Annotated in this window: 21 protein-coding genes; 12 read left to right on the top strand and 9 right to left on the bottom strand. The window is 65.7% G+C overall.

What is annotated here, in order from left to right; translation table 11 throughout:
- Positions 1-171: 171 nt before the first annotated feature.
- Positions 172-855, top strand: coding sequence for a hypothetical protein (locus AU175_RS17870; protein ID WP_066292787.1), 684 nt, complete (start codon positions 172-174; stop codon positions 853-855).
- On the opposite strand, the gene AU175_RS22635 is transcribed toward AU175_RS17870, so the two are convergent.
- Positions 833-1,288 (bottom strand): DMT family transporter, encoded by a 456-nt coding sequence (locus AU175_RS22635; protein ID WP_331711961.1) that lies wholly within the window; start codon positions 1,286-1,288, stop codon positions 833-835. The two genes, AU175_RS17870 and AU175_RS22635, sit on opposite strands and share 23 nt — an antisense overlap.
- Before the next feature lie 7 nt (positions 1,289-1,295).
- Positions 1,296-1,754 carry a DMT family transporter gene (locus tag AU175_RS22630; RefSeq protein ID WP_331711960.1) on the bottom strand — a complete coding sequence of 153 codons (459 nt, stop codon included), beginning with the start codon at positions 1,752-1,754 and terminating at the stop codon, positions 1,296-1,298.
- A gap of 40 nt (positions 1,755-1,794) precedes the next feature.
- Between AU175_RS22630 and AU175_RS17860 the strand changes: the two genes are divergently transcribed.
- Positions 1,795-3,027, top strand: coding sequence for a cysteine desulfurase family protein (locus tag AU175_RS17860; RefSeq protein WP_066292785.1), 1,233 nt, complete (start codon positions 1,795-1,797; stop codon positions 3,025-3,027).
- Here the strand turns inward: AU175_RS17860 and AU175_RS17855 are convergent.
- Positions 3,003-4,271: an NAD(P)/FAD-dependent oxidoreductase gene (locus tag AU175_RS17855; protein ID WP_066292782.1), complete on the bottom strand. Its 1,269-nt coding sequence runs from the start codon at positions 4,269-4,271 to the stop codon at positions 3,003-3,005. The two genes, AU175_RS17860 and AU175_RS17855, sit on opposite strands and share 25 nt — an antisense overlap.
- A gap of 154 nt (positions 4,272-4,425) precedes the next feature.
- Between AU175_RS17855 and mnmA the strand changes: the two genes are divergently transcribed.
- From mnmA to AU175_RS17840, 3 genes are all read left to right on the top strand, one after another.
- Positions 4,426-5,562, top strand: a complete 1,137-nt coding sequence (mnmA, locus tag AU175_RS17850) for a tRNA 2-thiouridine(34) synthase MnmA (protein ID WP_066292780.1) — start codon at positions 4,426-4,428, stop codon at positions 5,560-5,562.
- A gap of 99 nt (positions 5,563-5,661) precedes the next feature.
- The gene (locus tag AU175_RS17845) at positions 5,662-6,132 is read left to right on the top strand and encodes a chorismate mutase (RefSeq protein ID WP_066292779.1); all 471 of its coding nucleotides are present in this window, start codon (positions 5,662-5,664) and stop codon (positions 6,130-6,132) included.
- A gap of 110 nt (positions 6,133-6,242) precedes the next feature.
- Entirely contained in the window at positions 6,243-7,232 is a 990-nt protein-coding gene (locus AU175_RS17840) for a hypothetical protein (RefSeq protein WP_066294434.1), read from the top strand.
- Between the two features lie 33 nt (positions 7,233-7,265).
- Here AU175_RS17840 and AU175_RS17835 read toward each other — a convergent pair whose 3' ends face one another.
- From AU175_RS17835 to AU175_RS17810, 6 genes are read right to left on the bottom strand one after another with little or no spacing between them, the layout of a single operon-like run.
- On the bottom strand, positions 7,266-7,979 hold the full coding sequence (locus tag AU175_RS17835; RefSeq protein WP_066294433.1) for a DUF4166 domain-containing protein: 714 nt from the start codon (positions 7,977-7,979) through the stop codon (positions 7,266-7,268).
- Positions 7,980-8,025: 46 nt separating this feature from the next.
- Complete coding sequence (locus AU175_RS17830; RefSeq protein WP_066292778.1) at positions 8,026-9,318, bottom strand: DUF58 domain-containing protein; 1,293 nt, start codon at positions 9,316-9,318, stop codon at positions 8,026-8,028.
- 5 nt (positions 9,319-9,323) lie between these two features.
- The gene (locus tag AU175_RS17825; RefSeq protein ID WP_066292776.1) at positions 9,324-10,319 is read right to left on the bottom strand and encodes an AAA family ATPase; all 996 of its coding nucleotides are present in this window, start codon (positions 10,317-10,319) and stop codon (positions 9,324-9,326) included.
- Entirely contained in the window at positions 10,316-11,527 is a 1,212-nt protein-coding gene (locus tag AU175_RS17820) for a DUF4350 domain-containing protein (protein ID WP_231938648.1), read from the bottom strand. Before AU175_RS17820 ends, AU175_RS17825 begins: the two co-directional genes overlap by 4 nt.
- Positions 11,524-12,165 carry a DUF4129 domain-containing protein gene (locus AU175_RS17815; RefSeq protein ID WP_066292773.1) on the bottom strand — a complete coding sequence of 214 codons (642 nt, stop codon included), beginning with the start codon at positions 12,163-12,165 and terminating at the stop codon, positions 11,524-11,526. The genes AU175_RS17820 and AU175_RS17815 overlap by 4 nt, the downstream gene beginning before the upstream one ends.
- On the bottom strand, positions 12,155-13,399 hold the full coding sequence (locus AU175_RS17810) for a DUF3824 domain-containing protein (RefSeq protein WP_197497175.1): 1,245 nt from the start codon (positions 13,397-13,399) through the stop codon (positions 12,155-12,157). The genes AU175_RS17815 and AU175_RS17810 overlap by 11 nt, the downstream gene beginning before the upstream one ends.
- Before the next feature lie 210 nt (positions 13,400-13,609).
- Here AU175_RS17810 and mtrA point away from each other — a divergent pair, with 210 nt between their 5' ends.
- From mtrA to secA, 7 genes are all read left to right on the top strand, one after another.
- A complete protein-coding gene (mtrA, locus tag AU175_RS17805) occupies positions 13,610-14,284 on the top strand; it encodes an MtrAB system response regulator MtrA (protein WP_066292768.1) in 675 nt (224 codons plus the stop codon).
- Positions 14,285-14,405: 121 nt separating this feature from the next.
- The gene (gene mtrB, locus AU175_RS17800) at positions 14,406-16,208 is read left to right on the top strand and encodes an MtrAB system histidine kinase MtrB (RefSeq protein WP_156642525.1); all 1,803 of its coding nucleotides are present in this window, start codon (positions 14,406-14,408) and stop codon (positions 16,206-16,208) included.
- Complete coding sequence (locus AU175_RS17795; RefSeq protein WP_066292748.1) at positions 16,205-17,926, top strand: LpqB family beta-propeller domain-containing protein; 1,722 nt, start codon at positions 16,205-16,207, stop codon at positions 17,924-17,926. Before mtrB ends, AU175_RS17795 begins: the two co-directional genes overlap by 4 nt.
- A 66-nt stretch (positions 17,927-17,992) precedes the next feature.
- Positions 17,993-18,946, top strand: coding sequence for a ComF family protein (locus tag AU175_RS17790; RefSeq protein ID WP_231938647.1), 954 nt, complete (start codon positions 17,993-17,995; stop codon positions 18,944-18,946).
- A gap of 143 nt (positions 18,947-19,089) precedes the next feature.
- A complete protein-coding gene (hpf, locus tag AU175_RS17785; RefSeq protein WP_066292745.1) occupies positions 19,090-19,815 on the top strand; it encodes a ribosome hibernation-promoting factor, HPF/YfiA family in 726 nt (241 codons plus the stop codon).
- 32 nt (positions 19,816-19,847) lie between these two features.
- A complete protein-coding gene (locus AU175_RS17780; protein WP_082979276.1) occupies positions 19,848-21,116 on the top strand; it encodes a winged helix-turn-helix domain-containing protein in 1,269 nt (422 codons plus the stop codon).
- Positions 21,117-21,162: 46 nt separating this feature from the next.
- On the top strand, positions 21,163-23,901 hold the full coding sequence (gene secA, locus AU175_RS17775) for a preprotein translocase subunit SecA (protein ID WP_066292742.1): 2,739 nt from the start codon (positions 21,163-21,165) through the stop codon (positions 23,899-23,901).
- The last annotated feature ends 57 nt before the right edge of the window (positions 23,902-23,958 follow it).

Raw genomic sequence — 23,958 nt, 5'->3', positions numbered from 1 at the left:
CGGGGTTCCCGCGGCTGGCATAATTCAGCCCATCAGGATCGCGGTCGCCAGCAGCCCCCGGGGCGTCCTTCGGATCGCGGGCGGCATGGCGGCTTAGGCGTTTAGACTCTTTGATGGGCCGGGCGGAATCCGGCCGGGGGCGCCGGTCAGCCGGCCAGGTATTGGGGTGGAATGAAATCACGGGAGACCACGGCACCTTCCGCGGCGGCGCTGCTCGCCGCATCACTGCTCGGTGCCGGATTGCTGGCCGGCTGCAGCATTGATGTCCCGGACCCGTCCGCCCCCACGGTGGAGCAGTCGGCTCCAGGGCTGGCCACCCCCACCATCATGCCAGGCCATGACGCTGAGGCGGTGGCAGCCAAGGACCTTCCCTTCACCGCAGGCGGCGCACTCGCGCCCGGGGCTCCGGTGGGGATTTCCGACGGGTTGAAGGATGCGCCGGGCTGGAAACCCGTCAAGGAAAATGTGGCGGGTGAAAACCAGTATGCGAAGACCGACGGCTGCCTGGTGGCCGCCAAGGTGCGAACCAACCAGGTGCCCCTGTCCCTTGGCGAAGACCGGGCCTCCACCGTCGGCCTTTTCGCCTACCTCGATCCGAGCATCCTTCCCGATTACCTCAGAACTGAAACCCTGCGTTGGGGCGGAGACCCCGAGAAGCCCGGCCCCCGCGTTGAGGTGCTGGTGCTTGAGCCGCCTGCCCAGCCGGGGGCGAGGGCGACCGCCGTTATGGCCCGCCTGTTCAGCACTCCCGCCTCATCGGTCTACATCTCGGTATCGTGCCCGGATGCGTCCACCCTCGCCGCCGCGCGGCAGGACGTGGCCGCGCGGCTGATCATTGTTCCCCCAGCTGCCTGAGCCCCTGGCCCTGCGCCTTTGCCGCCACGTCAGGGGAATCTCCGGACGGGTGCACGCTGGTGAGCAGAACGCCGCCGATCACCAGCAGGCCGCCCAGTATCTGCGGCACGCTGATCGTCATGCCCAGCATCAGTGTTATGGCGGCGGTGAAGACCACCATCAGGTTCAGGTAATTCCCTGCCGTGCCAGGTGCAGTGGTTTTGAGGGCCAGGTTCCATAGTAGGTAGGCGCAGAGGGACGGGAAGATCGCGATGTAGGCCAGCGACCAGCCGCCCGCTGCCGTCTCAGGCAGGTGCGCTCCGGTGGCCACCGCAACCGGAATCAGAATGACGGTGGCCATGGCAACCTGGACTGCCGTGGCGGTGATCGCGGGGATGGCCAGGCGGCGCGCGACGACGGTGTAGAAACCCCACACCGTAATGGCCCCGAGCATCAGCAGCTCAACCCAGGTTGAAGGAGATCCCCAGCAGCCGCCCAAAGTCCCCCCCGGTCAGGACCAGCAGAACCCCGGCAAGTCCCAGCCCGATGCCGGCCCAGCCCAGGGCGCCCGGCCGGTCACCGAGCATGAATACGGCCAGGACCACAATCAGTGCCGGATTGGCTGCCGTAATGAGCGAGGCGTTCAATGCGGACGTGTGCTGGAGCGCGGCATACAGGAGCAGCGTGTAGCCACTCATGCCGAGGACGCTGAGAAGCAGCAGCGTGGGCCAGCGGCGGAGAACGGCCCGCCAGTCGGGCCGGTCCACCAGCTGGGCCAGGGCCAACAACGGCAGGGCCGCGATCGTCCAGCGCCAGAACGTCAGCTCGACGGGGGTCATGGAGGTCAGGGCTGCCTGTCCCACCACAAAATTTCCGGACCAGAAGAGGGTGGCCAGCACCAGGTAGAGCGAGGCTTTCACCGCTCGAATCTATCCCAGGGCGGACGGCTAGAATTGATGGGTGCCCGTCTACCTGGATCATGCAGCAACCACGCCCCTTTCTCCAGAGGCGCTGGCTGCCCTGACCCGCGAGCTGGCGCGCACGGGGAACCCGTCTTCCTTGCACGGCTCCGGCCGGCGGGCGCGGCGCTCAGTTGAAGACGCGCGGGAATCCATTGCGGCAGCGGCCGGGGCGCATCCGTCCGAAGTCATTTTCACGTCGGGGGGAACCGAGGCTGACAATCTGGCCGTCAAAGGCCTGTTCTGGTCCCGATCCAGTGAGGACCCGGCCCGACGGCGCATCCTCTGTTCCGCCGTCGAGCATCATGCCGTGCTGGATACGGTCGAATGGCTGGAACGGCACGAGGGTGCCGAAGTCACGTGGCTCGCGGTGGACCACGACGGCGTCGTTGACCTCATGGCACTGAAAGCCGAACTGGCGCGGGAACCGGAAACCATCGCCCTGGCCACTGTGATGTGGGCCAACAACGAGGTGGGCAGCATCCAGCCCATCCCGGAAATAGTCGAGCTGGCCCACGCCGTTGGCGTGCCGGTCCATTCAGACGCCGTCCAGGCCTTTGGCTCGCTGCCCGTGGATTTCAAGGCCTCGGGACTGGATGCCATGTCCATTTCCGGACATAAAATCGGCGGGCCGGTAGGGGTCGGGGCACTGCTGCTGGGACGTTCTGTAAAACTGACTCCCGTGCAGCACGGCGGCGGCCAGGAACGGGACGTCCGCTCCGGAACCCTGGACACAGCTTCGATTGCCGGCTTCGCCGCGGCGGCCGAGGCAGTGACGGCCGTCCTTCCTGCGGAATCGGCCAGGATCTCGGCCCTCCGCGACCGGCTGATTGACGGTGTTCGGCGGGCAATTCCGGAGGCCGTCCTTCGCGGTGCACCCGATGAGGGGCGGCTCCCCGGCAACGCGCACTTCACCTTTCCCGGCTGCGAGGGTGATTCCCTGCTGTTCCTGTTGGACCTGGCCGGAGTGGAATCATCCACCGGGTCTGCCTGCACCGCCGGAGTCCCACGTCCCTCGCACGTCCTTCTCGCCATGGGCCTTGACGAGGAGGCCGCCCGCGGCGCGCAGCGCTTCAGCCTCGGTCACACTTCAACCGAAGCAGACGTTGACGCTCTGCTTGCCGCCCTCCCTGATGCATATTCCAGGGCACGGGCGGCCGGGATGGCAGGGCACGAATCCTCCATCCAGACCGCAGGCACGGTGGCGCGTCAGGCCTCCGGCAGGAGCATCTGATCCAGGCCCGCTGAGGCGGTTGCAAGCCGGTCCGGACCCACCAGGTGGCGGCCCGAGATGAGGGCCTTGATTACCTTCTGCGCGCTCGGGCCCGGCGTGCGGGGCCAGTTGACGCTCATGCCGGCCACCACCCGGGAGTCACGCTGCCAGAACGCGATGAATTCCTTGTCCTCCAGCGAACCCCGGATTACCGGTTCCGTTCCGGCTGCAAGATCGGGGAATCCCGAGTACTCCATGCTGACGTCGAACTGGTCCGTATAGAAGTACGGTATGGCGCTGTGCGTGGCCTCCATGCCCAGCATCGCACGCGCTGCTACCTTGCCGCCGTTCAGGGCATTGGACCAATGCTCGCTGCGGTAATGCTCGCCGGTGAAGGGATGCAGCGCGTTGGCAACGTCGCCTGCCGCGAAAATGCCGTGCACGCTGGTCCGCAGGGACTCATCGGTGAGTATGCCGTTCTCCACTTTCAGTCCCGCGGTGTGTGCGAGGCCGACGTCGGGTACAACCCCCACTGCAATCACCACAACATCGGCGGGGAGGACTTCCCCTCTGTCGGTGACCACTGCCGAGACGGTACCGTCAGTGCCCCTGAGTTCATGGGCTGATGCCGGAAGCCTGAAGTTCACGCCATGGGCTTCATGCAGCGAGCGGAAGAAGAGGCCCAGTTCCGGGCCGATCGCGGCGGCCAGCGGAACGTCTTCCAGGCCGAGCAGCGTGACGTTGTTGCCATACGTCGCCGCGGCCGCTGCCAGTTCCATGCCTATCCAGCCGGAGCCGACCATCACCACGTTCTTTCCGCCCTGGTCCAAGGTCTTCCGCAGCCGGCGGCTGTCATCGAGGGTGCGGAACGTGGTGACCCCTGACAACTCGCTCCCCGGCAGGGGAATGGTGCGGGGGACCGCACCTGTGGCCAGGAGCAGCGAATGGTAAGGCAGTGACGTTCCGTCGTTCAGCAGCACCGTGCCTGCGTCCGGCCGTATGCCGGTGACTGACACGCCAAGGCGGAGGTCGACGTCGTTCTCCGCGTACCAGCCCGCCGGCACCACCGCCGCTTTGTCTTCGCCTTCCTTGCCCAGCAGGTAGTCCTTCGACAGCGGCGGGCGGATGTAGGGGTTGTGACGCTCGCTGCCAACAAGGATGACGGGACCGCTGTGGCCCTCGGACCGCAGCGTCTGAGCGGCCGTGGCACCGGCCAAACCTGCCCCAATTATCACGATGTTTCCTGCGTCCTGTGCTGCAGCCATGGTGCGTGCCCTCCTGGAGATCCGTCTCTCAACTATGGCCGAACGCAGCAGGCATTAGAATAGACAGGCGTGCATCGTGTTTCTTCAGCGATGCAGCCCGGCTCCCAAGGCCCAAACAACCCCACAATCACACTTTCACCTACGGAAAGCCAGCATGCGAGTTCTAGCAGCCATGAGCGGCGGAGTTGACTCCGCCGTTGCCGCAGCACGTGCCGTCGAGGCGGGCCACGACGTCGTCGGCGTCCACCTGGCGCTGTCCCGGATGCCCGGCACGCTGCGGACAGGCAGCCGCGGCTGCTGCACCATCGAGGACTCCCGGGACGCCTGGAGGGCGTGCGACGTGCTCGGCATTCCGTACTACGTGTGGGACTTCTCCGAGCGCTTCAAGGAGGACGTGGTCCAGGACTTCATCGACGAGTACGCGGCGGGCCGCACACCGAATCCCTGCATGCGCTGCAATGAGCGGATCAAGTTCGCTGCATTGCTGGAGAAAGCAATCGCGCTGGGTTTCGATGCCGTCTGCACCGGCCACTACGCCAAGGTCATCGAAGACGCCGACGGAAATCCGGAACTGCACCGCGCGGCCGACTGGGCGAAGGACCAGAGCTACGTTCTGGGTGTGCTCACCCACGAGCAGCTCAAGCACTCCATGTTCCCGCTGGCCGACACTCCGTCGAAGGCGGAAGTCCGTGCGGAAGCCGAACGCCGGGGCCTGTCCGTAGCCAACAAGCCGGACAGCCACGACATTTGCTTCATTCCCGACGGCGATACCGCTGGCTGGCTGGCCGAAAAGATCGACATGACCACCGGGGACATTGTGGACGAAACGGGCACCAAGGTAGGCGAGCATCCCGGTGCCAATGCCTTCACTGTGGGACAGCGCAGGGGCCTGAAGCTTGGCACCCCGGCCGCCGACGGAAAGCCACGCTTTGTGCTGGAGATCCGGCCGAAGGAAAACAAGGTCGTCGTAGGGCCGGAAGCCCTGCTGGCCATCGACGAAATCCGTGGCATCAAGGTCTCCTGGGCCGGCCTTCCCATCGCCGAGATAGCCACGGGCGCGGACTTTGACTGCTTTGCCCAGGTCCGTGCGCACGGCGACCCCGTTCCAGCGACGGCCCGGATGGAGACTCCGGCGGAGGCCAACGGTGTTTCAGGGCAGCTGGTGGTGACGCTGACGGATCCGCTGCGCGGCGTGGCCCCGGGGCAGACGGTGGTCCTGTACCAGGGAAGCCGGGTGCTGGGCCAGGCAACCATCGACGCCGCGCGTTCCCTGCAGCGCGCGGAACTCTAGCCTCGCAACAGCGCGAACGTACACTTCAGCCCCAATATGGGCGGCGAACCGGGCCTCAACTGTACGTTCGCGCCAGCTCTGTGCCCATAGACTTGGTCCATGACGCAGCACAACCACGACGTTCCTGACTCCGAAACCTACGATGCCGCCGCCAGTTCGCTGGCCGGACAGGTGGACAACTCGGTGATGGCGGAACTGCTGTCCATCCGCTCCAGCATCGACAACATCGATGCCACCCTGGTCTACCTCCTCGCGGAGCGGTTCAAGGCGACCCAGAAAGTCGGTTTCCTGAAGGCAGCCCACCGCCTCCCGGCGGGCGATCCCGGCCGTGAAACAGCCCAGATTGCCCGGTTGCGGCGCCTGGCCGAGGACGCCCACCTCGATCCCGCCTTCGCAGAGAAGTTCCTGAATTTCATCATCGGGGAAGTTATCCGCCACCACGAAGCCATCGCCGAGGACCACGAGGCCGCCGCCGGAGACCACGATGCCAGCGGAAACCAGAACCCCGGCGAGGGGACGCTGCGGGCTTCGGGAATGCCGTCCGGACCGCAGGCTTCCGTCGTAGCGTGAGGGACACAGGACGGCAGGAACCAGGCCGGAATCCGCAGGGGCAGAACAGCCAGGCCCCAGACCAGCCGGAGACTGTAGCTGCCGGGCCGCAGGAGGTCACCGCCACCGGCCTGGGTTCGTGGCCGGGGGAGGACCCTGTGGAGGCCGCTCGCATTATCCGTGGGGAACTCGGCAGTCCCCACGTGCCGTTCCTCGCCGAACTTCCGGACCGCGGTGTGGGTTCCGATGCCCTGGGCCGGACGGCGTCGCTTCTGGTGGAGATGGCGGTGGATGTCCAGCCCTTCGGCTGGCGGCTGGTGGACCGGCCAGGCAAGGACGTGCGCCGTGCCGCCTCCGCGTTGTCGACGGATATCAACGTCCTCGCGGACGTCGCCGGAGCTGAAGACACCCCGGCAACTGAGCTGAAGGTACAGCTCGTGGGGCCAATGACTCTCGCAGCGGGCCTGCACCTGCATAACGGCGAACGGGCCCTTCTTGACTACGGTGCCCGCCGCGATGTGGCAGCTTCCCTGGCCGCCGGCGTGGGCGGCTATCTCTCACGGGTTTCCGCGGCCGTTCCCGGGGCCCGGCTGGTGGTCCAGCTCGATGAGCCGGATGTCGCTGCCGTGCTGGCGGGCACCATCCCGACATCCAGCGGTTACCGCACCCTGCGTGCGGTGGCCGGGCAGGAGGCCACTGACTCGTGGGGCATGGTGGTCACCGCCCTTCGGGAAGCGGGGGCCGCGGAGATCATTGTTGCCGTCCCGGAGATTGAGGCACCATTTGACCGCATCCTCGCCGCCGGCGCAGACGGCGTCGCTGTGCCCCTGAAGGCCCTGACATCGCGCCAATGGGAGCAGCTGGCGGGCGCCGTCGAGGACGGCAAACGGGTTTGGGCCGGCGCGCTGGACGTCAGCACGGGCAGCCTGCCCAAAGTGCCCGACGTCGTCGAAGCCGTCTGGCGGCCGTGGCACCAGCTTGGCCTGCCGGCGTCGTCCCTGCGCACGTTGCGGGTCACACCGTCCGCTGGCCTCGCCGGCCAGTCCCCGGCGGCTGCCACCGCGGTGCTCACCCGGCTCACCCAGGTGGCTGACGGGCTGAATCAGCTGGCGCTCGGGTAAGGTACACGCGAGCGCCACCGGGCAGCCGCAGTGTCAGGTCCGGTCCTCCCAGCGGTCCGGGTGGGCGTACCGGGGAAGGAAGCTTTGTGCCGAGCTGCCGCCGGCATAGGGGCGCAGCCGGTAGTCAAAACTGCCCGCATACACCAGGACCAGACCGATCTGCGGCTGGATGACCTTCACCTGGATCCGGTGCTTGCCGTGTTCCCCACCGGCGGGGTCCCACCACTGTTCGGCGTAGGCCCTGGCGTCGAGGGCTGGAGGAAGCGGGATCCGGAGCCGGCCAAGGAACAGACGGGACGCATCAGAAACACCCCTGAGCCTGCCCGATTCGGTGACGCTAAGGTTCAAATCGGTGACCAGCCGCCGGAACCGGCCCACATAGTCCACCAGCCCGGGGACCCCGCTTCTTTCGGCGACGCTGGTGGTGTCCTGGAAGATACGGGTCCGGCCAGGGAACCGGATTTCGCGCCGGGCGGTCAGGCTGGAGCGCCCGAATGGATCTTCGTGGGCGTGGTTTTCAATCCGGAAAGGAATGCGCTCGCCGTACTCCGGAAAGAATGCCTCCTCCCCGGACGTCAGCTTCAGCAGCGGCCTCAGCCAGCGCTGCCTGCATCCGACGACGTCGAACACGCCTTCTCCGATACCGTACTGCCCCGAACCGGGCACGAGGGAAAAGTAGTCCTGGAGTTCAGGCTGCAGCCGGTCAAAGTCCGCACCCAGCGCCTGCCGGTAGATGGGAATATTCATCATGACCTCCTGATGGCTGGATGGGCGCCGGCGCGTTTCCCTGACCTCACAATCTACCGGCAGCCTTCAGCCGTATGTACATGTCCGCCAGTCGCGGCGGCAGCTGGTGCGGTTCGGCGTCCACCACTTCCACTCCGTGCTGGCGGAGCTGGGCGGTGACGGCCTCACGTTCCAGCAGGGTACGTTCGGCGGCAGCAGCCCGGAAAACCCCCGCTGCAGTGTCCCGTTCCCCAAGCATCTGCCCCAACAGGGGATCACGCACAGCGGCCACGACCACAACGTGCTGCCCGGCCAGTCGCGTGGCCACGGGGATAAGCCCTTCCTCCGGCGCGCCGCCTTCAAGGGAAGTCAGGAGAACCACCAGCGAACGGTGGGCCGAGACCGCCCTGACCTGCCCAGGGATCCCTTGCCAGTCCATCTCGATCAGTTCGGCTTCCAGGGGCGCCATCGCCTGCACCAGTTGGCCCAGGAGGTTCCCAGACGCCGCCGATCCCGCCCTTGCCCGGGGGCGCCGGTCGTAGGCAAGGAAGTCAACCCTGTCACCGCCGCGTTCCGCCAGGACTGCCAGCAACAGGGCGGCTTCCATCCCGGTGTCAAGGCGTGGCTCGTCGTCGATCCGTGCCGCCGACGTGCGTGATGTGTCAAGCACAATGACCACCCGCCGGTCCCGCTCCGGCCGCCAGGTCCGGACCACGACGGCGGAACGCCGGGCGGTTGCCCGCCAGTCAATCGAGCGGACGTCGTCGCCGCGGACATAGTCCCGCAGCGAATCGAACTCAGTGCCTGCCCCTCGGATCTGCACGGCCGCCTTACCGTCAAGTTCGCGCAGTTTACGCAATTTGGACGGCAGATGCCGCCGGGAGTGGAACGGGGGCAGGACGCGGAGGGAGCCGGGGCAGGGAACGGTACGCTGGCGGGCCGCAAGCTGCATCGGTCCGTAGGAGCGGAGCGTGACGTGGGGGGCCTGCAGGACCCCGCGCCGTACCGGGCGCAGCTTCACCTGCACGCGGCGGCGCTCTCCGGCGGGGATGTCCAGTGGCTGGACCGGGTCCTGCGCGCCGGCTGAGGGCTGCCAGGCGTCCCGGATGAGACCACGGAGCCGGCGCCCGCCCTGGTTGCGGACCGTCAGACCTGAATGGGCCACACCGTTCAGCGTCACTTGGCCAGGATCATGGCGCTGGACCTCGATGCTGCGCAGGGATGCTGCCAGGCCAAGCTCGAGCCCCAGGAGCGCGGAGAGCACCCCTACGACGCCCAATACCGTCCACCATCCGGGCAGCAGCAGCACCGGCAACAGCCCCAGCAGGGCCAGGACCACAAAGCGCCCGGACAATGCCATCCCGGTCAGCGGGGAACGGCCACGGAGGCCAGGATGCCGGTCAGCACGTCATCCACCCGGACCCCGTCCATTTGTGCTTCCGGGTGCAGTGCCACCCGGTGCCGGAGGCAGGGCAGCGCCAGGGCCTTGACGTCGTCAGGGGTGATGAAACTCCTGCCGGACAGCCACGCCCAGGCCCGTGAGGTGTTCAGGAGCGCTGTTGCGCCCCTGGGAGAAACACCCAGCTGGAACGAGGGTGCCGCCCTGGTGGCGCGGACCAGGTCCACGATGTAGCCGATGATTTCGGGTTCGACGGCGACGTTGGCCACGGCTTGGCGGGCGCGCTCAAGGTCCTGCGCGCCGGCGACGGCCCGGACACCGGCGCCAGCCAGGTCCCGAGGGCTGAACCCGGAAGCGTGCCTGCGGATCACCTCCATCTCCTCAGTACGGTTTGGGAGGGGCATGGTGAGCTTGAGCAGGAACCGGTCCAACTGGGCCTCCGGCAGGGGGTATGTTCCTTCGTACTCCACCGGATTCTGTGTCGCCGCCACGAGGAACGGTGCAGGCAACGGGCGGGATACTCCGTCCACCGACACCTGGCGCTCTTCCATGGCTTCCAGCAGGGATGCCTGCGTCTTGGGGGGTGTGCGGTTAATTTCGTCCGCCAGCAGGATGTTGGTGAAGACCGGGCCCTCGCGGAAGCTGAACTCCGAGGTGTGCGAGTCGTAGACCAGGGACCCCGTCACGTCGCCGGGCATCAGGTCCGGCGTGAACTGCACGCGTTTTGTGTCCAGGCTCAACGACGCTGAGAGCGCACGCACCAGCAGGGTCTTGGCCACTCCCGGCACCCCTTCGAGCAGCACATGTCCCTGGGCGAGGAGGGCGATCAGCATGCCTGTGACGGTTGAGTCCTGTCCGACGACGGCCTTGGCCACTTCGTTCCGGACGTCCAGAAGAGCCTGTCGCGCCGGATCGTGCTGCAGGGGGTCCAGCATCTGCGGGCCGCGGAGCTGTTCGTTCATCGGGTCCTTACCTCGTTCTCTAGTTCGTCCAGTTCCTGGGACCATCGCACCAGCCTGGCGTCATTCCCGGGCCGTTCATTGAGTAACGCCTGGATGCCGCCCTCCGGCCGGTCCACGCTTCGGGCCACAGCCCTGGCGACGTCGTCGGCCGAGGCGTCGGGTCCGAGCCGGAGTTCCTTGGCCAGCCTGACCAACGTACCCGCCCGGAGGTTGTCCCGGGCACGGTCCACAGCGTGCGAATCGTGATACAGGCGCGCCCGGCCCTCTGCGGTTTCCGCTGCTTTGACCACGACGGGCAGGGGTTCAAAGACGAGCGGACCAAAGCGCCGGCCACGCCAGACCATGGCCAGGGCAGCGACCAGCACCAGCCACGGACCCAGGAACGCCACCCAGTCAGGTGCCAGTTCGTTGAGCGATTGGGAGGACCCGGCGCCGCTCACGTCGCCCAGTCCGGGAAGGTACCAGACAAGGTCCGTGGAAGCGCCGAGCATCCGGAGCGCAAGGGCAGAATGGCCGCGCTCATCGAGCCCGGCGTTGCTGATCAGTGTGGTGCTTCCCAGCACTGCCAGCGCACCGTCTTCGGTAATCGCGAGCAGGCCGGCGCCCGAACCGGGCGGTCGGTAGCACACCGTGCCGTCGCTGCCATCCTCGCTGCCATACAGGAAACCGGACTCCCCGGAAACGGTTCCGGCCGTCCGGGCATCGTCGTTCCAGCAGCCGGGCTCCAGGGTGGGGGAGCTTTCCGGCACAACGCCTGCCTGGCTGATCCCGGCGTCCAGCGCGGCCAGGGTGTCCAGGCGCGGCGTCACGAGCACCACGCGCGTAGCCTCCATTGCGAGCCGCTCCAGCTGCCGTCCGTCAAGGAAGCCGTTCCGGTCATACAGCAGCAGCGTTGAATCTGTGCTGGACTGGAGGGCAGCCAGTGCGGCGCCGAACGATTCGGCGCTGTCCACGTTCACGCCGTGCCGGCCCAGGATTTCGCTCACTGCCCGTCCGCCGTCTGGCCCTGCGTTGCGGACGGACAGGGGAACCGAGTCACCTTTCGGGGCCAGCGCCGTGACGACTGTGACAACCAGCGCGACGGCGAATACGGCTGCTGCCACTACCGGGCCGCGGTGGCGCCTGGCCCAGCCCAACGGCCTGGCAGGCACTGGCGGCGGGGCGTCACCGGACACGGCTGGGGTGCCGGCACCGCGGTCCGCGGTCATGGGGCAACCGCAGGGTACGCCGGAGCGTCGCCGGGTTTCAGGGACTGCAGGGAAGCGTCGAGTGCTGTCATGGCATCGTAGTCAGCGCGTCCCGCGGCGCCATGGCCGTAGCGGATCCGGTCGAAGGTCCTGGCGGCCCAGTCGAGCCTCCGGGCCTCGGGGACAAAAACGCGGGCGAGTTCGCGTGCCACTTCATCTGCGGTCCTGCCCGGCCTGGCATCCAGGACGTTCCGGTCTTCGGCGGCCCGGACCAGGGCGCGGAAACAATGCACGACGGCGGCGCCCCAGTCTCCCCGGCCTGCAGCGGCTGTTGCGCTGTCCCGGTAGTCCGAGGCACTGACGGACGTATCGTCGTCGAACACCTCCTGCGGGTTCTTCGTGCGGGCATTCAGGCGCGGGCGTGCCACGATGATGGCCGCGGCAATCAGCACTGCGATGACCACTCCCGTCACCGGCGCCGCTATATTTCCTTCCATCCCGGCTGGGCCGTCCAGCGATGCCAGCCAGTCCAGGAAGTCGCGCCACAGTCGATCCAGCCAGCCAGGTTCGGCGCTTTGGTACTCGGGTTTGGCCAGTTCCTCCACAGCCCAGCGGCGCGCTTCGTCGGCGTCGGGCAGGACGGGAGGCTCAGCGGACATCGGGCCAGGCACGGTACAGGGGTCCTGAAGTGTTGGCGGGGCTGCCTTGTCCCGGACCTCCGTGTACGGGGATGCCGCGCCCCGGTACGCCGTCCGGGTCGGCCCCGGACTCCAACAGGCGCAGGAGTGCGATATCCAGGCCATCCTTGCGCATCCGCAGATCCAGGTAGAGCAGTGCCATCACGGCCGTCTGGAAGGCATAGCCGACGGCACCCACGAGGGCGGTGACGATGGCGGTTACGACTGCCATCGCCACAGCGGCCGCTATGGCCTGGTCCGCCCCGCCATGGGGTGAGACCACGGACGTGTAGAACGCCGGAAGCAGGCTCACCGGGATGGTCACCACCTGGGCGATGATGCCCACCATGATGGCTACTACCAACGTGATTCCCAGGACCCGCCACCAGTTTCCCCGGGTCAGCTGCCAGGACCTGCGGAGCCCGTCCACGGCGCCCAGTTCCTCGATGACAACAGCCGCGGGGGCCACCAGGATCTTGATGTAGATCCAGACGGACAGGGCGACGCCGCCGAATCCGACGGGGAGCAGGATGAGCGCACCAATTCCACCAGCCGCAGCCACCACGAAGACGGCCAGGCCGACAAACAGGGCCATGCCCAGCAGCCAGCCAAGTACCATCAGGCAGGCAAGCCTGATAAGGGCGCCGGCCCGTGACCGGGCCAGCATCCACATCTGCCGGACACCCGTGGTGCGGTTAAGGACGGAACGGGCCACCGGCACCACCATGGCGCCTTGGAGAACTGCTGAGAGGAACACCGTCAGGACGCCCACCAGCAGGACTGTGGCCAGGAAGGCAAAACCCACCGAAACCATGTCCTGGTCGTTGAGGCTCTCGATCCAGCTTTCCAGGGAGGCTGCCGAAGCGACGGAACTGGCGGTGAGCACGGCCGTGAGGACTACTACCAGGGACTGCGCCAGCAGCGCCGCCCCCAACATCGCCTTGGCGTTGCGCCTGATGGTCTGGAAGGACCCGTCGATGATTTCCCCGAACATCAGCGGGCGCAGCGGAATGATTCCTGGCTTGGGCGGGGCGACGTATTGCGGCGGCCGGTAGGGCGGCGGGCCGCCGTGAGGGTTGTAGGGCGGCTGTCCCCACTGGGGCGGATGGCCCTGGCCGGGGGGTGGACCCCACGCGGGCTGGCCGCCCCACTGGGGCGGGCCGGAACCCGGCTGCGGCTGCCATGGCGGCCCGCCGCCCCGTGGTGGCTGCTGCATGTTCGGATCCTGCTGTGACAACCTGTTCCTTCCCCCGGGCGGAACCGGACGCTTCAGCCGGACGCCGTTGCCGCAGTTCAGAGGCGAAGGCGTCCGGAGAGGGCCGGCACGATCCCAGCCTATAGTTCCGGCGTCCGGCGTCATAGCGTTGCGCCATGCCGTGGCGGCGATCAACAGGACAAAGGGTGGGCAATAAGGGAATATATAACTATGAAGGCACGCATCCTGGTAGTTGACGATGACGAAGCGCTGGCCGAAATGATCGGAATTGTTCTGCGCAATGACGGCTTCGAGCCGGTCTTCTGCGCTGACGGTGGCCAGGCGCTGGATGTGTTCCGTTCATCGAAGCCGGACCTCGTGCTGCTCGACCTGATGCTTCCCGGCGTGGATGGCATTGAAGTCTGCCGGCAGATCCGTTCCGAATCGGACGTTCCCATCGTGATGCTCACCGCGAAGTCAGACACGTCCGACGTCGTCCGCGGGCTTGAGTCCGGCGCCGACGATTACGTCCCCAAGCCGTTCAAGCCGGCGGAGCTGGTGGCGCGGGTCAGGGCGCGGCTGAGGCCCGGGGACCAGAAGGCTCCGGAAACCCTGCGGATTGCCGATGTCACCATAGACGTGGCCGGACATACCGTCAGCCGCGGAAATGAACGCATCTCGCTGACGCCGCTGGAATTCGATCTGCTCGTCGCCCTCGCCCGGAAACCCTGGCAGGTGTTTACCCGGGAACTGCTGCTGGAGCAGGTCTGGGGCTACCGCCATGCCGCGGACACAAGGCTGGTCAACGTCCATGTGCAGCGCCTCCGGTCAAAGATCGAACGGGACCCGGAGGCCCCCGAAGTAGTATTGACGGTTCGTGGTGTCGGCTACAAAGCAGGTTCCTGACCCCTCAGGAGCAGATCGCGGGCGCGCTCCGGACGTTCCCGCAGCTGAACACGCTGCACGTCCGGAAGAACATCACGCTGCCCCGGAGCACACAGATTCCTGGGCGGCCGGCCTTGAGCGGGTGCCATTCCGGGCACGCATCTGGAAGCGCCGGGCAGTCATTGTCAGCCTCCGGGTCGCCCGGCTCGTCCGCACGGGGATCAGCCGGTTTTTCCCTGCCCTGCGGTACATCGTGCAGTCTCTTCACCGCCGGTGGCGGCGGTCACTGCAGTTCCGCACGGTGCTGACAACGCTGCTGCTTGCGGTGACGTCGTTTGCCGTGGTGGGGGCATACCTCTCGAACCAGATCGCCAATAACCTGTTCCAGGAGCGCCTCACGCAGGCCGAGTCCGAGACCCGCTACAACGTCAAGCAGGTTCAGGACACGTTTGACGGTGCCCAGGTCACTGACCAGTCCAGCGTCATCACCCTCGTCTACGACACCCTTAACGCGGTCGAGGGCAGGGGCTCGGTGATCCAACGGCGGTATGTCTTTGAGGCCATGCCACAGCAGACGAAACCCCGCAACCGCTGGGTGGAATCCCGAGCCTCGGACCAACTGACTGTCAGTGTTATTCCGCCGGACCTGCGCAAAGCGGTGCAGGAATCCGGCAAGGACCAGTACTGGGCCTCAACTGTCATTCCGGTGGGCACCGAAGACCGGCCGGGCATCGCCGTCGGCAACAAGGTGACGTTCAACGGAACCGTGTACGAGCTTTATCTGATCTACGACCTGAACACCGCGCAGCAGACCCTGGACGAAATCCAAAGCGTGCTCTGGGCCGGCGGCGCCGTGCTGGTACTCATGATCGGTGCCATTGCCTGGTATGTCACACGCAACGTCGTCAGCCCGGTCAGCCATGCCGCCGTCGTCTCCGAAAAACTGGCGGCAGGCCAGTTGCAGGAGCGTATGGTGGTCAAGGGCGAGGACGAGGTGGCCCGCCTCGGGGCGTCCTTTAACCATATGGCGGCCAGCCTGCAGGAGCAGATCACCCAACTGGCCACCTTGTCCCAGATGCAGCAACGGTTCGTCTCGGACGTTTCCCACGAACTGCGGACCCCGCTGACCACCGTCCGGATGGCCGCGGAAGTGTTGTTCGACGCGCGCCATGACTTCGATCCCATCAACAAACGCTCTGCTGAACTCCTGTACAACCAGGTGGAGAGGTTCCAGTCCCTGCTGTCCGACCTTTTGGAGATTTCGCGCTTTGATGCCGGGGTCGCGATGCTGGACGCCGAGCCGGAGGACATCCTGCAGGTTGTAGCCCATGTCATCGAAGGCGCCGCGCCGGTGGCGGCTGAATATGGTTCGGAGATCATCCTCCGGGCACCGTCAGGCGGAATTGTGGTGGAGATGGACTCGCGACGGATCGACAGGATTCTGCGGAACCTGATCCTGAATGCAGTGGAACACGGGGAAGGAAAGCCGGTGACCATCACGGTGGCTGCCAACCAGACCGCCGTGGGAGTGGCCGTCCGGGATCATGGCATCGGGATGACGCCGGCGGAAGCCGCACGGGTGTTCGACAGGTTCTGGCGGGCCGATCCCGCCCGCGCACGGACCACCGGCGGCAGCGGGCTGGGATTGTCCATTGCCATGGAGGACACCAAACTCCACAACGGTTGGCTGCAGGCATGGGGGAATAAGGGCAGTGGCGCCAACTTCCGGCTGACCATCCCCCTCCGGCAGGGCGAAGAAATCGACAAGTCTCCGGTGCAGCTTGAACCGGAGGACATCGTGCTGCCGGGTGTGCCGGAATACAGGAATATCCTGGTGCCCGGTCCTGGCCCCGCCCCCCAGCCTCCGGAGGCTGGAAGTCCACGCCGGGAAGCGTCCCCAGCATCGAAGACCTCAGTGCACGTGCCGCCAAAGGAGCCATCATGACGGGACAGCAGCCACGCTGGCACCACCGGGCTGCCGCCCTGGTACTGCTGCTGGTTCTTTTCGTCGTAGCCGGCTGTGCGCGGATCCCTACGGCCGGACCGGTGGGGAAAAGCACCGATGAAAGCGCGGGCAACCTCAACGCGCCAGTCTTCCTGCCGGCCGCGCCCCAGCCCGGAGCAGCCCCTGAGAGCATCATTGAAGACTTTTACCGCGCCGGTAGCGGCTATGAGGACGACTATGCCGTGGCCCGCGAATACCTGACCCAGGCGTCCTCGGTAGCCTGGAAGCCGGACCAGCGCGCCCTGGTGTACCGCGAGGCTCGCGTGGTGCGTACCGCCGTCGAAAACGTCTACAACTATGAGCTGGACGTCGCCTATACCGTCGACGCCGACGGGATCGCAACGCAGACGCCCGCGGGTACGACCGAGAACATCCCGGCCACGGTGACCCAGGTGGACGGAGAGTGGCGGATCTCAGCCATCCCGGACGGAACAGCCATCCCCGAGGAAACCTTCAAGGTGATCTACGGGGCGTATCCGATCTATTTCTACGATCCGAGTTTCACCTACGCCGTTCCCGACGTCCGCTGGTTCATTAAGAACAAAACCGTCAAGGCGATGACCAGCGCCTTGCTGGCCGGCCCCGCCCCCTACCTCCGCGGCGCTGTGGTCAGTGCCTTCCCGTCCGGCATCAAACTTGCCAGGGAATCCGTCCCCGTGGTGTCCGGTGCTGCGCAGGTGGACCTCACCGCGAAGGAGCTCTCGGAAACTTCCACGGAGGACCGGCTGAGAATGCAGACCCAGCTCTCACTGACATTCCGCAGCCAGCCGGATGTGGTGAACGTCGAGCTGCGTGCGAACCAGGACCTGGTCCGCGTGGAGGACAACGGCTCGGTACTGCCGCCTGTCCAGAACAAAGGCGTCCCCGCCCGTCAAATTGCCGTCAGCGGCAACGAGTTAGTGCGCTACGAGAACAACCGGGTTTCTCCGCTGCCTGACATGCAGCCGGTGTCGGCACTGGGTCCACGCTACCCGGCTGAATCACCGGTATCACAGACAGTGGCTTTCCTGAATGAAAGCCGGACCACGCTCTACAGCATGGTTCCCGGGCAGCCCGCGAGGGCGCTCACGACGCGCAGCACACTGACGCATCCGACCTTCAGCCTCCATGACTGGGTGTGGTCTGCCGGCCCGGGAGCTGCCGGGGGCACGGAAGTCGTGGCTTACCGGCCTCTTGGGGTGGCGGAAGGCGCGGCCGTTCCCAACGTCACCCTGGCGCCGTCGTGGCTTGCTGGCAGGACCGTGAAGGACCTGCGGGTTTCGCGCGAAGGCGTTCGCGTACTCGTGATCTCCGAACAGAACGGACAGACCCGCGTGCAGGTAGCCGGCATCATCCGTGCCGCCGACGGAACTCCCAGGGAGTTGACGCCGCCGATCACCCTCGCAACCGGCACGGAACCGGACCAGGGCGTCTGGGTGAGCGACACCGTCGTGGCGGTCATGAAGGGCTCGGCGGCAGCGAATGTGACGCCTGAGCTGCTGTCGCTGACCTCCGGGCAACCCCAGCAGTTGGCGCCCTGGCCCGGTCTGGTGGCGCTCAGCGCCGGTAACGGCGCCGAGGAGATCTACGGACAATCCGCCGACGGCATTTTCCAGCGGCTGGGCAACGGCTGGTCGCCGCAGCTCAAAGGTCCGGTTGACCCGTCCTTTGCCGGCTAACGGCAGCTTTCCACATAGGAGGTCCTGGCCCTACGCAGGCGGTGCCCGGGGCGGGAGGATGAGGGCGTGTCTGGAACACCCGCCCGAGGCCACGGCCGCCCCGTTGATCCCGCCGCTTGCGATCAGGCCCCCGCTGATCCGGACCTGCGGCCGCAGCCGCTGCAGCCTGCAAAGCACAGGGGAGCGCACCGCCGGCGGATGCCGCGTGCGGCCGACCACGTCACAGCTGCGGTCGCGGAGCTGCTGGCTCTGGCCGTGCCCGTTGACTGCGTCTGCTGCGGCGCCGAAGACCTGATCCTGTGCGTAGCCTGCGAACGGCGGGTCAGGCAGTTGACGCGCCACCCGTTCAGGGCTGAAGCGCAAGCGCCTGCCCTCATGGATGTCGACGGCGGCGTGATACTTCCGGTCGTCGCTGCAGGGGTCTACCGCGACGAGCTGGCACAGGCGGTCCTTGCATTCAAGGGCAACGGCCAGCACCAGCTCAAACGTGTCCTGTCGCGGGCCCTGGCCCATGCCGTCGCCGCGGCAGCGCCCCAGGAGGCGGGTCTTGCCCTGGTTCCCGTCCCGAGCAGCACCCCTGCGTTTGTCCGGAGGGGCTTCAGCCCTGTTCACCTGCTGCTGGGTTCATCCGCCAGAGGGAGCCTGCTGAAAGGTACACCGGTGCTGGACGTCCTGCGGAAGTCGCATCGGCGCAGGGGAGCGGAGGGTCTCTCCGGCGGGCAAAAGGGATTGGGCCGCGGTGCCCGTGCCAGCCGGGTCCGGGGATCGATGCTGGTCCCGCGGCGGAAGTTCGACGGCGTGGCTGGCCGCCGGTGCATCATCGTCGACGACGTCCTGACGACCGGTGCGACAGTCGCCGAAGCGGCCCGTGCACTGCACGCCAGCGGGGCTGTTGTGGCGGGTGCGGTGGTCCTCGCGGCGACACGCCCGCCCGATTCAGCCGGGGGCGGAACGGTAACCGCGGAAGCTGGCGGAAAGGGGCCTGACATAGAAAAAAATAAACCAAGAAAGGATGAATAACGTGTGGCTATGAACTAACGTCGGTTGTGGGTACCAAGAACAGATGTACCTGTCGATAGCGGCTCGGAAAGGGGCTCGACTGTCAAGCAGATCGGCCCCCGGAAGTGCCGCCGTCGTGTCACCGAAGTCATTTGGAGGGCACCATGGAGTTTATGATCAGCGGACGAAATCTGACGGTCTCAGACCGCTTCCGCGAATACGCCGGTGAGAAGATCTCGAAGATCGAATCACTTGGCGACAAGGTCCAGCGGGTGGATGCGAAGGTCTCGAAGGAAACCAACGCCCGCCAGGCCGGCGACCAGCTCACCGTTGAAGTGACTGTCCTGGGACGTGGGCCCGTAATCCGTGCCGAAGCCAGCGCCGCAGACAAATTCGCTGCGTTCGATCTCGCCTACAACAAACTGCTCGAACGTCTTCGCCGCGCAAAAGACCGTAAGAAGGTCCATCACGGCCGCCACACTCCCAAAGCGGTCCGCGAAGCCACCGCGTCCTTGGAACCCGCAAGTGCCCATGAGCCCATTTACGTTGAGGCAAGCCACCGGAACGAACCCGTTGCATCGGCAGCCGAAAAATCGCCCTACGACGTCGAGAACGACATCCCGGCCGGGGACTCGCCCGTCCTGATCAGGCGCAAGGTCTTCCCCGCAGCGTCACTCTCCCTTGATGACGCCGTGGACAACATGGAACTGGTGGGCCACGATTTCTACCTCTTTGTGGACAAAGCCACCAACACGCCATCGGTCGTTTACCGCCGCCGGGGCTGGACCTACGGCGTGATCACCCTGGACCACGAGTGCGAACCGGGGGAAACGGTTATTGAAGAAAAGATCCTCGCCTACCGCTCAGACGACGAGGCTGCCAGGATCTAGGGTGGTGCGCACCATCCATCGAAAGGACTGAGGTGGCGGCGACGCTGAGCCTTGAACAGGCACGGCGGATCGCACTGGCAGCCCAAGGTCTGGACAAAGGACGGCCCTCCGGCCCCGTGACTTCACGGACGGTGGGCCGTACCTTTGCCCGTTTGCAGCTGGTCCAGATCGATTCCGTCAATGTGGTCTCGCGGAGCCACTACCTTCCGTTTTTCTCGCGCCTGGGCAACTACGACCGCAGCATTTTGCAGCGCATGTCCAGCACCCACCCGCGGCGGATGATGGAGTACTGGGCACATGAAGCCAGCTACATCCGACCGGAGCATTTCCAGGACCTGGTGCAGTGGCAAAAGCGCAAGTGGGTCGGGGCCGCCGCCATGGATCCTGCGTTGCGGGAAGCTGTGGCCGGAAAGATCCTCGACGTCCTCGCCCGCGGACGGGCAATGACGGCTGCCGAACTGACAGTGGAAATCGGGCACGTGGAAGACCGCCGGGACGATAACTGGGGGTGGAACTGGAACGCCGTCAAAAGGGTTCTTGAGCATCTGTTCGAAGCGGGCCTCATTTCCTCAGCGTCGCGCACTGAACAGTTCGAGCGCAGGTATGCCCTGACCGCGAGGGTCCTGCCGGACCGGAGGGCCTCGGGTGAGGACCCGCGGGACCCGGTGAAGTCCATGCATCGCCTAATTGATGCGGCCGCCCAGGCTCATGGCATCGGGACCGTGAGATGCTTCGCCGACTATTTCCGCATGCCGGCCAAGCCCGCTGCGGATGCGGTGGAACACCTGGTAAGCACCGGGAGGCTGGAACCCGTTACCGTTGCCGGCTGGAACAAGAAGGTGTACCTCCATGCTGATGCCAGGATGCCGCGCCGGGCCGTGGGGCGGGCCCTGCTGAGTCCCTTTGATTCGCTGGTCTTTGAGCGGCGCAGGCTCGAGGAACTGTTCGGCTTCCACTACCGCATCGAGATCTACACCCCCGAGCACCGGCGGCGCTTCGGCTACTACGTGCTGCCGTTCCTGCTGGGCGAAACCATGGTGGCACGGGTTGACCTTAAGGCGGACCGTGCTGCCGGCAAGCTGCTGGTCAGGTCCGCCTATGGCGAGCCGGGCGCCCCGCCGGGAACCGCCGTCGAACTGGCAGACGAGCTGCAACTGATGGCTGAATGGCTGGGGCTGGGGGACATCGTGGTCAGCCCGACAGGAGACCTCGCGGGAGACCTTGCGGCGGCCGTCCGAGCGGGCGGGACCGCTCTCCGCTCTCAGGGAACACAGGCGTCGTGGCCTGTGTCTCTCCCGTAGACTAAAAACGCCAGAATTCGGCGGCAGAGACTGGGAGCATCTTCACGTGGCATCACTTATCGAAAAACTTCTCCGTACGGGTGACAAAAAAACCCTGAGGCAACTCCGGAACTATGCCGACTCCATCAATGCTCTCGAAGACACGTTCAAGACGTTCAGTGACGCCGAACTCCGGGAAGAAACCGACCGTCTCCGGTCACGCCACCAGGACGGCGAAAAACTGGACGACCTCCTGCCGGAGGCATTCGCCGCAGTACGGGAGGCCTCGTCGAGGACCCTGGGCCTGCGCCACTTCGATGTCCAGATGATGGGTGGCGCGGCGCTTCACCTTGGCAACATCGCCGAAATGAAGACCGGTGAAGGCAAAACCCTGGTGGCCACTGCTCCGGCCTACCTCAATGCCCTGACGGGAAACGGTGTCCACGTCATCACCGTGAACGACTACCTGGCCGAATACCAGTCGGACCTGATGGGCCGGGTCTACCGGTTCCTTGGCCTGACCAGCGGATGCATCCTGTCCAATCAGGACCCGTCCGTCCGCCGGGAGCAGTACGCGGCGGACATCACGTACGGCACCAACAACGAATTTGGCTTTGATTACCTCCGCGACAACATGGCGTGGGACAAGTCAGAACTCGTCCAGCGCGGCCACCACTTCGCGATCGTGGATGAGGTCGACTCCATCCTGATCGATGAGGCGCGCACGCCCCTCATCATTTCCGGGCCCGCCCAGGGCGATACGAACCGCTGGTACAGCGAATTCGCCAAAGTGGTTCTTCGCCTTCAGCCCGAACACGACTACGAAGTCGACGAGAAGAAGCGCACCGTCGGCGTCCTCGAAAGCGGAATCGAAAAAGTCGAAGACTACCTCGGCATCCAGAACCTTTACGAGTCCGCCAACACTCCGCTGATCGGCTTCCTGAACAACGCCATCAAGGCTAAGGAACTGTTCAAGCGCGACAAGGACTACGTCATCCTGGACGGCGAAGTCCTCATTGTTGACGAGCATACTGGCCGCATCCTTGCCGGCCGGCGCTACAACGAAGGCATGCACCAGGCGATCGAGGCCAAGGAAGGCGTCGAGATCAAGGCTGAAAACCAGACTCTCGCTACGGTGACACTCCAGAATTACTTCCGCATGTACGGCAAGCTCTCCGGCATGACCGGCACCGCGGAGACGGAAGCCGCCGAGTTTATGGGCACCTATAAGCTCGGCGTGGTCGCCATTCCCACCAACCGGGACATGCAGCGAATCGACCAGTCTGACCTGGTGTTCAAGAACGAAAAAGTGAAGTTCGATGCCGTGGTGAAGGACATCGCCGAACGGCACGAAAAGGGCCAGCCAGTCCTGGTGGGCACCACGAGCGTTGAGAAAAGCGAATACCTTTCCGGGCTGCTCGCCAAGGAGGGCATCAGGCACGAAGTCCTGAACGCCAAGAACCATGCCCGCGAGGCTGCAATCGTCGCGCAGGCCGGCCGCAAGGGCGCCGTCACCGTTGCCACTAACATGGCCGGCCGTGGCACCGACATCATGCTGGGCGGCAACGCTGAATTCACGGCAGTCGCCGAGCTGGCCAAGCGCGGGCTTGACCCGGAGGAGAACTCCGAGGAGTACGAGGCCGCGTGGCCGGCTGCCTTTGACGCGGCCAAGCAGTCAGTCAAGGATGAACACGAGGAAGTGCTGAGCCTCGGCGGGCTCTATGTCCTTGGCACCGAACGGCACGAGTCCCGCCGCATCGACAACCAGCTCAGGGGCCGCTCCGGCCGTCAGGGCGATCCCGGCGAATCGCGGTTCTACCTTTCCCTGACCGATGACCTGATGCGGCTCTTCAATTCAGGGGCCGCAGAGCGCCTGATGAACAGTTCAGTCCCGGACGACGTTGCGCTGGAATCCAAGCTCGTGTCCCGTGCCATCGCTTCAGCCCAAGGGCAGGTAGAGGGCCGCAACGCCGAACAGCGCAAGAACGTCCTGAAGTACGACGACGTCCTGAACCGGCAGCGCGAAGCCATCTACGGCGACCGCCGTCGGATCCTTGAAGGCGACGACCTGCACGAAAAGGTGCAGTTCTTTGTCGAAGACACCATTACGGCCCTCATCGACGCCGCTACGGCCGAGGGCAACGGCGATGACTGGGACTACAACCAGCTGTGGACCAACCTGAAAACCCTGTACCCGGTGAGCGTTACCGCGGAGGACATCATCGAAGAGGCGGGTGGAAAATCACGGCTCACGGTGGAGTTCCTCAAGGAAGAGCTCCTTTCCGATGCAAGGCTGGTGTACCAGGCACGTGAAGACGCCATCGGCTCCGACAGCATGCGGGAGCTGGAACGGCGCGTTGTGTTGTCCGTTATAGGGCGCAAATGGCAGGAACATCTTTACGAGATGGACTACCTGAAGGAAGGCATTGGCCTGCGCGCCATGGCCCAGCGTGACCCGCTCGTGGAGTACCAGCGCGAAGGGTACACGATGTTCCAAAGCATGATGGAAGCCATCCGCGAGGAAAGCGTGGGTTTCCTGTTCAACCTCGAGGTGGAGGTGACCCCGGCGCAGGACGTTGTGGTTGCCGACGCCGCAGGTGGACACACCGAGCACGTTGAACCGCAGATCCATGCCGCGGGCCTGGAGGCGCCGGAGAAACCCGCGCAGCTGCAGTACACCGCTCCGGGTGAAGACGGCGCGAGCCAGACACGGGTTGAAAGCCGCTCTTCCGGACGCTCGGGCAACCCTGCGAAGGCTGCGGCCCAGGACGGCGCGAAGAGGTCTGCCAAGAAGAAGCGCCGCTGACAGGCAGGCACAGAAAACAACGTAACTGAACATCACGGGAAAGGGCCCGGAACCGCC

It is taken from the genome of Arthrobacter sp. B6, from assembly GCF_001663775.1.
Lineage (GTDB): Bacteria > Actinomycetota > Actinomycetes > Actinomycetales > Micrococcaceae > Arthrobacter.
The sequence above is the reverse complement of the archived record's forward strand: the minus strand, read 5'-3'. Positions and strand labels throughout refer to the sequence as shown.